We start from the raw sequence: 12,677 nt of genomic DNA, 5'->3' as shown, positions 1-12,677 counted from the left end.
TGGAACGGTTACAGCGTGCTGATGCCATAAGGGGGGAGCGCAAGGATTCCGTTAAGGATTCCGTGCCGATTTCGGCTGAGTGCAGGAGATTGCAGGACCGCGGGGGTGGTGCGTGGGCGGCCTCCATACGGAACCCTTACGATCCTCAGCGTGTCCAAACTGACCGACGTGCCCAAACGGATCCTGATCGGCCGGGCGTTGCGCAGCGACAAGTTGGGGGAAACACTCCTCCCCAAGCGCATCGCCCTCCCCGTCTTCGCATCCGACCCGCTGTCCTCGGTGGCGTACGCACCAGGAGAAGTCCTCCTCGTGCTGTCCATCGCGGGCGTGTCGGCGTACCACTTCAGCCCGTGGATCGCGGCCGCTGTCGTGGTCCTGATGTTCACGGTCGTCGCCTCGTACCGGCAGAACGTGCATGCCTACCCGAGCGGCGGCGGCGACTACGAGGTCGCCACCACCAACCTCGGTCCCAAGGCCGGTCTGACCGTCGCCAGCGCTCTCCTGGTCGACTACGTCCTGACCGTCGCCGTGTCGATCGCCTCCGGCGTGGAGAACCTCGGCTCCGCGATCCCGTTCGTCGTCGAGCACAAGACGCTCTGCGCGATCGGGGCCATCGTGCTGCTGACTCTGATGAACCTGCGGGGCGTCAAGGAGTCCGGCAAGCTCTTCGCCATCCCCACGTATCTCTTCGTGGCCGGCGTCTTCATCATGATCGTCTGGGGTGCGTTCCGCGGTCTTGTCCTCGGCGACACCATGCACGCCCCGACCTCGGACTACGAGATCAGGCCCGAGCATCAGGGCCTGGCCGGCTTCGCCCTCGTCTTCCTGCTGCTGCGGGCGTTCTCCTCCGGCTGTGCGGCGCTGACCGGCGTCGAGGCGATCAGCAACGGTGTACCCGCCTTCCGCAAGCCGAAGAGCAAGAACGCCGCGACCACCCTCGCGATGATGGGCCTGCTGGCCGTCACGATGTTCTGCGGCATCATCGGCCTGGCCATGGCCACCGATGTGAAGATGGCCGAGAACCCGGCCAAGGACCTGATCCACAACGGCGCGGCCGTCGGTTCGAGCTTCGTCCAGGACCCGGTGATCTCCCAGGTCGCGGCCGCCGTCTTCGGTGACGGCTCGTTCCTCTTCATCATCCTCGCCGCGGCCACCGCACTCGTGCTCTTCCTGGCCGCCAACACCGCGTACAACGGCTTCCCGCTGCTCGGCTCGATCCTCGCCCAGGACCGGTACCTGCCGCGCCAGCTGCACACCCGCGGCGACCGGCTCGCCTTCTCCAACGGCATCGTGCTGCTGGCCGGCGCGGCCATCCTGCTCACCTGGATCTACGGCGCCGACTCGACCCGGCTGATCCAGCTGTACATCGTCGGTGTGTTCGTCTCCTTCACCCTCAGCCAGACCGGCATGGTCCGGCACTGGAACCGCCATCTGAGGACCGAGAAGGACCCGGCCAAGCGCCGTCACATGATCCGCTCCCGTGCGATCAACACCTTCGGCGCGTTCTTCACCGGCCTGGTGCTCGTCGTCGTACTCGCCACCAAGTTCACCCACGGCGCCTGGGTGGCGCTGCTCGGCATGGTGATCTTCTACGGGACGATGACCGCGATCCGCAGGCACTACGACCGCGTCGCCGAGGAGATCGCCGCCGACGAGGCCCCGTCCGACGACAGCATGAAACCCTCCCGGGTCCACTCCATCGTCCTGGTCTCCAAGCTGCACCGGCCCACGCTGCGCGCGCTCGCGTACGCCAAGCTGATCCGCTCCGACCATCTGGAGGCGCTCTCCATCAGCGTCGACCCGGCCGAGACCAAGGCGCTCAAGGCGGACTGGGAGCGGCGCGGCATCAACATCCCGCTGAAGATCCTCGACTCCCCGTACCGCGAAGTGACCCGGCCGGTCATCGACTACGTGAAGGGCCTGCGCCGGGAGAGCCCGCGCGACGTGGTCAGTGTCTACATCCCGGAGTACGTGGTCGGGCATTGGTACGAGCATCTGCTGCACAACCAGAGCGCCCTGCGCCTCAAGGGGCGGCTGCTGTTCACCCCGGGCGTGATGGTGACGTCCGTCCCGTACCAGCTGGAATCCTCCGAGGCCGCGAAGAAGCGCGCCAGGAAGCGTGCCGAGTGGAACGCTCCTGGATCGGTCCGCCGGGGTCCCGTGGAGCGCAGGTCCAAGGAGCCCAGCAACAAGAGCTGACTCTCCGTGCCCGCAAGTGGTAAGCGGCCGGACACCACCCACGTAGACTTGTGGGTTGTTGTCCGGCCGTTTTCCTTTGATCTCTGGAGCCACCCCCTCATGCAGAACGAATCCACCTCGTCGCCGGCCGAGGACTCGCAGACCGGGGACTCACTGATCGGCGAGGAGTACGAGGTCGAGGTGGGCCCCGTCGCACACGGCGGCCATTGCATCGCCCGTACCTCGGAGGGCCAGGTCCTCTTCGTACGGCACACGCTCCCCGGCGAAAAGGTCATCGCCCGGATCACCGACGGCGACAAGGACTCCCGCTTCCTGCGCGCCGATGCCGTCACGATCATCGAAGCGTCCAAGGACCGCGTCGAGGCGCCCTGCCCGTACGCGGGCCCCGGCAAGTGCGGCGGCTGCGACTGGCAGCACGCCAAGCCCGGTGCCCAGCGCCGGCTCAAGGGCGAAGTCATCGCCGAACAGCTCCAGCGCCTCGCCGGGCTCACCCCCGAAGAGGCCGGCTGGGACGGCACGGTCATGCCGGCCGAGGGCGACAAGCTCCCGAAGGGCGAGGTGCCTGCCTGGCGCACCCGCGTCCAGTACGCCATCGATGAGAACGGCCGCGCCGGCCTGCGCAAGCACCGCTCGCACGACGTCGAACCGATCGAGCACTGCATGATCGCGGCGCCCGGCGTCTCGGAACTCGGCATCGAGAAGCGCGACTGGACCGGCATGGCCTCGGTGGAAGCCATCACCGCCACCGGTTCCAACGACCGCCAGGTCATCCTCACTCCGAAGCCCGGCGCCCGGCTGCCGCTCGTCGAGCTCGACAAGCCGGTCTCCGTCCTGCGCGTCGACGAACGCGACGGCGGCATCCACCGGGTCCACGGCCGCGGCTTCGTCCGCGAACGCGCCGACGACCGCACGTACCGCGTCGGCTCGGGCGGCTTCTGGCAGGTCCACCCGCAGGCTGCCAACACCCTCGTCCGCGCGGTCATGCAGGGCCTCCTGCCCCGCAAGAACGACATGGCCCTCGACCTCTACTGCGGCGTCGGCCTGTTCGCCGGCGCCATCGGTCAGCGCATCGGCGAGAAGGGCGCGGTCCTTGGCATCGAGTCCAGCAAGCGCGCCGTCGAGGACGCCCGCCACAACCTCCAGGACCTCGACCGGGTCCGCATCGAGCACGGCAAGGTCGACCAGATCCTGCCCCGCACCGGCATCACCGAGTGCGACCTGATCGTCCTCGACCCGCCGCGCGCGGGCGCGGGCAAGCAGACGGTGAAGCACCTCGCCGGCCTCGGCGCCCGCCGCATCGCCTACGTCGCCTGCGACCCGGCGGCACTCGCGCGCGACCTGGCGTACTTCCGGGAGGGCGGCTACAAGGTGCGGACGCTGCGGGCGTTCGACCTGTTCCCGATGACGCACCACGTGGAGTGCGTGGCGATCCTTGAGCCTGCGGACAAGGGCGCCTGACCTGCGGTTTTGCAGTTCGGTGGGCTGCTCGACCTGTTTCCTGGCAGGCAACGGGTCAAGCGGACGGCCTGGCCGTGGAGATGGCGTGACCTGCGCGTTCATGGTGAGCCAACGGCTGTACCGGCCACGGTGCCAGAGAATCGCCGTGGATTCTTGACGCTCGATGACGCCGACGTCGACGAGGCCGGTGCGGCCGGCTCGGAGGTGCACGCGGGCATGTGCCGCGACGGTCTGGTCCTCGCACCCGCGGAGGAGGGCCGTCTCCGCCCTGCCGAGGCTGGCCACCTGACCAGCGGCGCTGCCTCTGCCGACCCACGACCCGAGGAACCCGGAGCGCCCGATCTGAGCGCCGGGCCGCAGCCATACCCACCCGCCGACAGCCGCGAATTTCCACAGTCAACCCAGCTCAGCCGACCCAACCGAACAAGGTGGTCAAGGCACCTGTGCCCCAGAAACCGCAAATCGAGCGCCACCACACACTTCTGCCGGGAACACAATGAAGTGTGTGGGTGTCGCCGCGGCGAGCTGCTGGAGCGCACGGCCGTCGGAGGAGGCGCGGCGCTGCGATGCCCATTGTTTCCGCTCCGCGGCCAGGGGCAGGCGGATGACTGAGTGCCTACGAGATGACTGAGTGCCTACGAAAGGACCGACATGAGTGCCGGGGAGAAGGCCAAGGCCAAGACCGAGCAGGTTGTCGGGAAGGCCGTGAGGAAGGTGGCCCACGCGCTGGGCAACGAGACCACCGCCGCCAAGGGAGCCGCACTGGAGGCCCGGGGCAAGGCCCGGGACATCAAGGAGAGGTCGAAGGACAGCTTCAAGCGCTGACCACGCCACGTCGTGGGCGGAGCCGGTGCGAGGCTCGAGCCGTTTAGTGCGTCCGGCGGTGCACAGCCGTGCTCGGTGCTGCAACGGCGCTTGCCCCAGCACACATCTCGCGTCTCGCGTTGCCGTGCCGCGCTGCCCTGTTTCGGTACAGACTTCACGAACCGCGCCGGGACACGATGACAGAGGTCGCCGGGCACCCCTCTACGCTGCGCGACCCTGGAGCTGTTTCGTTTCACCCTGGTGGGCCGTGTCATGCAGGGCCTGGTCTCGGAGATCGCAGCCGATCCAGAGCCGGCACGTGCTTACCGGGAACGCATGGTCAGCCGCCGGCCGGCAGAGGTGCGCCAGCTGGTGGAACGAGGCACTGCCGGGGGATCTGCGAGCGGACCTCAACCCCGAGATGGTGATCGACCTCCTTCTGGGACCCATCTGCTACCGGCTCTTCCTGAGCGGCTCGCCCTTGGACGAGGCGTTCGAGGAGCAGCTCGTCGCGGCCCTGCACCGGCACTGTTGCGGCGAATGGGGCTGACTCCGAGCGACCGAAGGTGAGAAGCCTTCTCGGCGGGGAGGGCGGCGAAGCCCGCCGGCCTCGACGACCTCTTCCTGCGGCAGGGCCACGAAGATGCCCGTGCTTCGCCTCGCCGTGACAGCACGTCTTGCCGACTTCCTAGCGGACGCGGGCGGGTTGCTCGGGGTGTCCGAGCCGGGGCGCCTGCTGCGCGTCGACCACGGCGGCCGGTGGCTGCTCGGCGACTCCGTGGAGGACGGACTCCGTGCCCTGACGGACTCCGTGCCCTGACGGGCTCCGCGCCGGATCACGCCCCGGCGGTGGCCGACGTCCGGAGGCGACGCCGACCGGTGCCTCCTCACGTCTACCTCCCTGCCCCGGGGGCGTACGGTTCTTCTGCCGCCAGCCGTCGACCGAGGCTGACCCGTCTCGGCTGCGACGCTCATTTGACGCTCCGGGAGAATGGGAGCCATTCCTCATGAACGTGGAACCGTCTCTGACCTGCTAGTTCTTTGAATTTCGCTTCAGATGACGTGATTCCGATGACGCATCACGTGGAGTGCCTGGCGATTCTTGAGCCTGCCGCAAAGGGTGCCTGACCTGCAGGTTCTTTCCGTGTGCGGTGTGGGCGTCACGGCGATTTGCTGACGTTTGTGACGGGAGTCGGGGCGGTGCCCCGGACAGTTCGGCCGGCATCGCGTGCAAGCCTGGGCCGGTGAAGCGAAGGACGTTCGGGGTTCCTCTGCATGGCATGCCTGGCCTGAGTGCTTCACCTCAGGGCAGCGTGGTCGCCAGCGCTGCGACCGCGCGCCGCATCCGGTTCTCGTCGTCGCGAACGCTCCGGCTGAACTCCATGTGGAGGAAAGGAACGCCGTCCGCCGCGGCCCGTCGTCCCTGTTCGTTGCTGCGGCCCTCCAGTGCGCAGCGGTGCGACCAGGCTCGGCACACGTCGAAGCCCTCCCGTCGCAGGGCGGTCGCCGTGCGGCGGGCCGCTGTCCGACCCTGGTCGCCCTTGCCGGTGGACGCGATCACGTCGTAGTCCGGTTCGGTGGCGTCGGCGAAGCCGTGCAGTTGCAGGCCCGGGAGCCGGCGTTCGACCAGTTCGTCGCAGACCACGTCGAACACGGTGTCGCTGCGGTGCGCGACATCGGCCCGGTCCCCCTGCCCGGCGTTCCGGTGCGCGCCGGCCAGCACCAGCACCCCACCGGGCCTGGCACGCAGCACCCCGATGCCCAGCTGCTCGCTCCGCGCGTCGGCGACCGGATGCGGGACCTGTACCGACCAGCGGACCTCGGTGCCGAGGTCGACATAGACCCGGCCCCAGCCCCGCCTGGCCTCCGCCGCACGGTCGGCGATCTCGGCGAAGCGGCGGCCGGTGCCGGTATCCGTGAACGTACGGATACCGAAGTCGACCTCGGCAAGGCGCCGCCCGGCCTCGGCACGGTGGCCGTCCAGGAAGAGCCCCACGCCCTCGGCGACGGCACTGCGCTGCGCGCGCAGAGGCCGCTGATAGTCGCTGTGCGCGACCGTGCCCCTGGTGAAATCGGTGATGCGCCGGGCCAGATCGTCACCGTCCTGGGCAGCAGGAGACGCCGGTCCGCGTCGGTCCTGGCCCCCGAAGGGGACAAGAGCCGCCACCAGCGCGCCGAGTGTGACCATTATCACCACGGCATACAGCAGTGTTGGTTTGATCGTTACCTTCACGGCAGAGTCCCGTGTCCTATTCAAGTGAAAATATCAGGGGTGTCATCATCCCTTCACAACTCCTTCGCAGCTCGCGCCACTGTGCTGGCGCTCCTCGCCGCCACCGCCGCGGGCTGTTCCCTGCCGGGCAGCGACAGTAGCGCCGCCGATGCGAAGTCGGGGCCGTCCTTCACCGTCGCCGCCGCCGGCGACATCCTGATTCACCCGCAGCTGACCGAGCAGGCCCGCAAGGACGCGGAGTCGGCCGGCGGCAAGGGTGCCGGAGGCGGCGGTACCGCCGCCGGTGGGCTCGACTTCGACGCGATCATGGCCGGGGTCAAGCCGGTGATCAGCAAGGCCGACCTGGCGATCTGCCACTTCGAGCCGGTCGTGGGCAAGCCGGAGGGGCCGTTCCAGAGCTACCCGGACTTCCTGGTCCCGCCGCAGATCACCACGGCGATCAAGGACGTCGGTTACGACACCTGCTCGACGGCGTCGAACCACACCCTCGACCACGGCGCCGAGGGCGTGAAGCGCACGCTCGACACTCTCGACAAGGCCGGTCTCAAGCACACCGGTTCGGCGCGCAGCGGCGCGGAGGCGGCCAAGCCGCTGATCATGGATGTGAAGGGCGTGAAGGTCGCCCAGCTGTCGTACGCCTTCGGGTTCAACGGCCGTGAGATCCCGGCCGACAAGCCCTGGATCGTCAACCAGAACTCGTTCGACCGGATCGCCGCCGCCGAGAAGGCTGCCCGCAAGGCCGGCGCCGAGGTGGTGATCCTCAGCATCCACTGGGGTCGCGAGCACCACCCGGATCCGAGCGCCCCGCAGCTGAAGCTGGCACGCAGGCTGGCGAAGGAGACCGGGATCAACCTGGTGATCGGCCACCACGCGCATGTGGTGCAGCCGATGGAGAAGGTCGACGGCACCTGGGTCGCGTACGGCCTCGGCAACCAGCTGGCGCGGCACGACGTGCCGTCCGGACTGACCGAGGAAGGCGTCATCGGCTGGTTCGAGTTCCACAAGCGGGGCGGTACGTGGGATGTGGACGCGCGCTACGTACCGACGCTCGTCACCATCCCGCCGGACGTCGACGAGAGCGACCCGGACTCCGTGGAGGCGGCCCGGGGGCCGGGCACGGTGAAGGATCACCGGCTCCTGAACCTGGCCGAAGCCCTGCGCAGCGGCAAGGATCTGTCGTCCGAGGAGCGGGCCAGGTACCGGCTGGCGTTCGAGCGCACTCAGGGCACGATGCTCAACCGGGGTGCCGCCAAGGACGGTCTGAAGCCGCTGGAGAGTCTTCCGGACTGATCCCCGCCCACCCGTACGGCCTGTCCGGCACCTCGCCGCGTGACCAGCGGCTGTCTCGCAGGTGTCCTGCAGGTGACGCACAGCGAACCGGTCGCCGAATCACCTCAAGTCGGGGTTCGGACTTCAAACGTCGCGTACGTCACATCGCCAACTCTACGTACAACTTTCCGCTGAGCTTCCGAGTCGTGGAACGGGTCGCACCATTTCCACGGCGCGCATTGGCGCGGGCCGGAACCCGAGCCAGAACTTGAAAGGCAACACACTCATGGCCGCTTCGTCTGCGAAACGGCGACACAAGGTCCGACGCCGGGCCGACATGTCGCTGTTGGGCGGCATCCGTCCACCCATCGCGGTCCTCTCGGCCCTGCTGCTCTCCCTCGCGGGCATCACCGCCCTCGGCCTGGGCAGAGCCGGCCAGGACCCCGTACCCACGGCCGTGCTGACCTCGCAGCAGCACTTCGCCGAGGACGGTGCCGTCGCCATGCGCGCCTCGATCGACGAGAGCGCCACCGACCTGACCCGTACCGCCGGGCTCTTCAGCGCCGGAGAGCCGGTCTCGCCGGACGCCGTTCTCGACAAGATCGGCAGTGTCTACCAGAAATGGATGGGCACCGCCGTCGTGGAGATCAAGTCCGGGCGGATGCTTGCCGCCCGCGGTGAGAACGTGCCCGTCACCGCCATCGACACGAGCAAGCTTGCCGCGCAGGACGGGCTCAACCCGCGCATGGTGCGGTTGCAGAACGGTGAGACCCGACTGCTCGCCTTCGCCCTGCTGTCCTGGCCGGACCGGCCGCAGCAGCTGCTGATCGCATCGAGCAGTCTGCGGTTCCCCGGTATCAGCCTCGGACAGTTCCGCTCCATCGCCGTCATCGACAGCGAAGGACGCATCCTCAGCAGCGACGGCATCCCGGAACCCGAGCAGGTACTGACCGATCTTCAGCGTGACGGCGTCAAGCGTTCCAACAAGCAGCTGAAAGCTTTTTCCAAGATCGCCGCCGTCAAGGCCGCGCAACATCCCCTCAAGGCGAAGGAGCCCGGATCCGGCGGCTTCCCCGGGGTCAGCGGCAGCCTGCTCGGCCGCTCCTTCCAGGGCGACCGATCCGTCGCCGGATACGCCACGCTCACCGGCCCCCAGCCCGGTGAGGGCACGGTCGCGACCGCGCTCGGGCTGACCGTCGTCGCCATGGTCGATGTCGCCGTGGACCCCACGCGGGTCGCCGGGCCGCTCTTCGGCCTGCTCGCCGCCGGCGCCCTGCTGCTGATCGGCGCCCTCGCGGTCGCCCTGCTGCTCGGTACGGTCCAGCGGCCGCTGCTGAAACTCTTCCTGGAGAGCCGCCGGCTCACCCGCGGTGACCTGACCCGCCCCGTCACCGTCCCCAGGTACGGCGAGGCCGCGCGGATCGGGCAGGCCCTGGAGCGGCTCCGTCGCCAGCTCCTCGGCGAACCGGCCGGCGCCACGGGCGCGTCCTCCGGCGGAGCGCGCCGCGGCCGCTTCGGCACCCGCGGCCTCATCGTCGTCTGCGGCATCCTGCTGCTCGCCTGGTCCGCGCCGATGCTGCTGCTCTTCAACCGCGCCGACTCGACCGTCGCCGTACCGGAGCAGATCATCAGCGACCAGCGCGAGCGCACCGACACGCTCTCCGACCGGGTACGCCGCGCGCTCAACGAGGGCCACGCCGACCTGGTGTCCGTCTCCACCCTGATCGGCAACCGGACCAGCCCCGACGACATGAAGAAGGTCCTGGAGCGCACCCGCACCGAGCATCTGCGCTACCGGTCGCTGTACGTACGCTCCGCCGACGGCACGATCCTCGCCCGGGCCGGCGAGTCCCCGCACCGGGTGCCCGCGGGCGACAGTGGCAACGACAAGCCGTTCGCACAGCCGATCAGCGTGCTGAACGACTCCGGCAAGGAACCCGTCATCGCCGGGTACGCCGAGATCCCGGGCCGCGACGGAGTCGCCGTGATCGGTGAGTTCCGGATCGACTTCATCAACTCGCTGCTCAAGCGTCCCGGCCTCGGCCAGATCCGGGTGGTCGACGCCGAGCGCCGGGTCCTCGGCGGCAACACCGGCTATCTGGCCTTCCAGAACCTGCCGAAGCGGCTCGACGAGCTGGCCATGGGCACCAACCAGAAGACCGGGCTCAGCGCCCGCGCCAGCGGGGTCATGTACCGCGACGGCGGCAGAGTCCAGGTCGCCGGTGCCGCGCCGTTCGTCGGCGGCGGGGCGGCGAAGAAGCTCGGTTGGACGGTGGTGAGCTGGCAGCCCGCCGCAAGTCTCGCCATCCCCGAGTACAGCCTGCAGAACCGCACCGTCCTGGCCGGACTGCTCGGCATCACCGCCGCCGCTGCCTGCCTCGGCTGGCTGCACATCGTCGTCGTACGGCCGCTGCGCGAGCTGGCCGACAAGGCCGAGGCGCTTGCCGACGGCGACCGGCGCACCGTGCTCTTCCCGCATCACCACGACGAGGTCGGCGCGGTCACGCGAAGTCTCGAACTCGTCCGGCAGCAACTCCAGGAGCAGCGCAGACGCGACGGCGCTCCCCTCGCCGGAAGGAACTGATCGGCCTTGCTCTTCCTCTACATCGTGCTCGTGGTGTGCTGCGCGATCCTGCTGATCGCAGGCATCGTCGAGCAGCACCGCCACTTCAGCAATCTGGACCGGATCCCGACCCGCGTACTGGTCAACGGCATCCGCGGCAAGAGTTCCATCACCCGGCTCTGCGCCGGCGCACTGCGCGGCGGTGACCTCGTCACCGTCGCCAAGACGACCGGCACCGCGGCCCGCTTCATCCACCCGGACGCCACCGAGGAGCCGGTCTACCGCAAATTCGGCATCGCCAACGTGGTGGAGCAGATCGGCATCGTGCGACGCGCCGCCTCCTACAACCCGGACGCGCTCGTCATCGAATGCATGGCTGTCATGCCGGCGCTCCAGGAGATCAACCAGTCGAAGCTGATCCGTTCGACGATCGGTGTGCTCTGCAACGTACGCGAGGACCATCTGGCCGAGATGGGCCCGACCCTCGACGACGTGGCCCGCTCGCTGTGCCGCTCCATGCCGGAGGGCGGCATCTGCGTCACCGCCGAGCAGGACCGCTTCGACATCCTCCAGGAGGAGGCGGACGCCCGGGACTGCAAGCTGATCTACGCGGACCCTGAGACCGTCAGCGACGAGGAGCTGCGCGGGTTCAGCTGGTTCACCTTCAAGGAGAACGTGGCGATCGCGCTGACCGTCGCCGAACTCCTCGGCGTGGACCGGGAGACCGCGCTCCAGGGCATGTACGACGCTCCGCCGGACCCGGGTGTCCTCTCCGTCGAGCGGTACCGCACCCACGACGACAAGCGGCTGCGGTTCGCGAACGTCTTCGCGGCCAACGACCCCGAGTCGACGCTGATGAACATCAACCAGCTGCTCGATCTGGGGGCGATCGACCGGCCCCTGAACGTCGTGATCAACTGCCGCCCCGACCGGGTCGAGCGCAACGGGCAGATGGGCCAGATCATCCCCGAGCTCCAGCCGGAGAAGGTCTTCGTCATCGGCCAACCGGCGAAGAGTGCGATCGACGCGATCCCGGCCGAGTGGCGGCACACGGCGGTCGACATGGGCGGTGACAAGCGCGCTCCGGAGGAATTCATGCGGCAGCTGCTCGACCAGCTCGGCCCGGAGTCCTCGCTCGTCGCGATCGGCAACATTCACGGGCAGGGCGAAGTTCTGCTGGAACAGCTGGCCGAGCTGCCCGCGGACGAGACACCGGACGAGCCGGATCCGAGGGACGCGCGCGACGGGGTGCGCCACGAGGCACGCGTCGAGCCGCACCACGACGGGCCGCCCACCGCGGCCGTTCCCGTGATCCCGGCCCAGCCCCTGCGCCGAGCACCCGCCCCCGTACCCGGCCACGTGCGGCACGACGAGACGCTCGCGCTCCCGCGGTACACACCGCGCCTCGACCCGTTCGCGCCGTATTCCGAGGCGTACGAGGCCCGCTACCAACAGCGTCAGCCGGCTGTACCCCCCCTCGCCGCACGCCCCCGGCAGGAGCAGCCGGGACAGCGGACGCAGCAGCCCCAGCAGACATCCGAGATCCCGCCACAGAGTTCGGCGCAGCCGCCCGCAGAGCCTTATGTCCGCGGTCCGTTCGAGCCGATTCGGCCGCCCGCCCCGGCCCAGCAGCAGAACCCAGGAGAACCCCGTTGATCCCGTCCGTCCTCACCCCTGAGATAGCCGCGATCGGTATCGCCCTGGGGCTGATGTTCTCGCTGGTCTGCTACCTGACGACCAACCTCTCACCCGGCGGCATGATCACCCCGGGCTGGCTGGCCCTCACCCTCGTCGAGGACCTCCAGCGCGCGGCCATGGTGGTCGGCGTCACCGTGCTGACGTACGTCGCCGTCCTCGGTCTCCAGCGCGTCGTGATCCTCTACGGCAAGCGGCTGTTCTCCACCGTCGTACTCACCGGCGTCATCTTCCAGGCGACGCTGATGATCGTGCTGTCGCTCGAGTTCCCGCTGATGTACACCAACCAGACGCTCGGCTTCATCGTCCCCGGTCTGATCGCCTATCAGCTCGTCCGTCAGCCCAAGGGCGCGACGCTGCTCGCGACCGGCACGGTGACGCTGATGGCGTACGTCGTACTCACCGCCGGAATCCTGCTCGGTGCCCTGCCCACCGTCTGACCCACCGATACCGCTC

10 protein-coding genes and 1 pseudogene are annotated in these 12,677 nt (G+C 68.9%); 10 read left to right on the top strand and 1 reads right to left on the bottom strand.

The window, feature by feature from the left end; genetic code table 11:
- Positions 1 to 150: 150 nt before the first annotated feature.
- The 6 genes and pseudogenes from ACWCP8_RS22970 (at position 151) to ACWCP8_RS22945 (ending at position 5,281) form a co-directional block, all read left to right on the top strand.
- Entirely contained in the window at positions 151 to 2,199 is a 2,049-nt protein-coding gene (locus tag ACWCP8_RS22970) for an APC family permease (RefSeq protein ID WP_451117825.1), read from the top strand.
- A 99-nt stretch (positions 2,200 to 2,298) separates the two neighbouring features.
- Positions 2,299 to 3,657, top strand: a complete 1,359-nt coding sequence (locus ACWCP8_RS22965) for a class I SAM-dependent RNA methyltransferase (RefSeq protein WP_451117823.1) — start codon at positions 2,299 to 2,301, stop codon at positions 3,655 to 3,657.
- A gap of 651 nt (positions 3,658 to 4,308) precedes the next feature.
- Complete coding sequence (locus ACWCP8_RS22960) at positions 4,309 to 4,482, top strand: hypothetical protein (protein WP_451117821.1); 174 nt, start codon at positions 4,309 to 4,311, stop codon at positions 4,480 to 4,482.
- A gap of 252 nt (positions 4,483 to 4,734) precedes the next feature.
- Positions 4,735 to 4,803 (top strand): annotated as a pseudogene (locus tag ACWCP8_RS22955) (hypothetical protein); the annotation flags it as partial.
- Positions 4,781 to 5,011, top strand: coding sequence for a TetR-like C-terminal domain-containing protein (locus ACWCP8_RS22950; RefSeq protein WP_451117819.1), 231 nt, complete (start codon positions 4,781 to 4,783; stop codon positions 5,009 to 5,011). The pseudogene ACWCP8_RS22955 and the gene ACWCP8_RS22950, both read left to right, overlap by 23 nt.
- 93 nt (positions 5,012 to 5,104) lie before the next feature.
- Positions 5,105 to 5,281, top strand: a complete 177-nt coding sequence (locus tag ACWCP8_RS22945) for a hypothetical protein (protein WP_451117817.1) — start codon at positions 5,105 to 5,107, stop codon at positions 5,279 to 5,281.
- A gap of 483 nt (positions 5,282 to 5,764) precedes the next feature.
- On the opposite strand, the gene ACWCP8_RS22940 is transcribed toward ACWCP8_RS22945, so the two are convergent.
- Positions 5,765 to 6,694 (bottom strand): hypothetical protein, encoded by a 930-nt coding sequence (locus ACWCP8_RS22940; protein WP_352269123.1) that lies wholly within the window; start codon positions 6,692 to 6,694, stop codon positions 5,765 to 5,767.
- Between the two features lie 39 nt (positions 6,695 to 6,733).
- Between ACWCP8_RS22940 and ACWCP8_RS22935 the strand changes: the two genes are divergently transcribed.
- The 4 genes from ACWCP8_RS22935 to ACWCP8_RS22920 all read left to right on the top strand — a co-directional run bounded on the left by ACWCP8_RS22935 (position 6,734) and on the right by ACWCP8_RS22920 (position 12,661).
- Entirely contained in the window at positions 6,734 to 7,984 is a 1,251-nt protein-coding gene (locus ACWCP8_RS22935; RefSeq protein WP_451117815.1) for a CapA family protein, read from the top strand.
- Positions 7,985 to 8,300: 316 nt separating this feature from the next.
- On the top strand, positions 8,301 to 10,547 hold the full coding sequence (locus ACWCP8_RS22930; RefSeq protein WP_451117813.1) for a HAMP domain-containing protein: 2,247 nt from the start codon (positions 8,301 to 8,303) through the stop codon (positions 10,545 to 10,547).
- Between the two features lie 6 nt (positions 10,548 to 10,553).
- On the top strand, positions 10,554 to 12,182 hold the full coding sequence (pgsB, locus tag ACWCP8_RS22925) for a poly-gamma-glutamate synthase PgsB (protein WP_451117811.1): 1,629 nt from the start codon (positions 10,554 to 10,556) through the stop codon (positions 12,180 to 12,182).
- Positions 12,179 to 12,661, top strand: coding sequence for a poly-gamma-glutamate biosynthesis protein PgsC/CapC (locus ACWCP8_RS22920; protein WP_352269127.1), 483 nt, complete (start codon positions 12,179 to 12,181; stop codon positions 12,659 to 12,661). The genes pgsB and ACWCP8_RS22920 overlap by 4 nt, the downstream gene beginning before the upstream one ends.
- Positions 12,662 to 12,677: the final 16 nt, after the last annotated feature.

It is taken from the genome of Streptomyces sp. NPDC002206, assembly GCF_053593595.1.
This window is presented reverse-complemented; position numbering and strand designations above follow the sequence as displayed.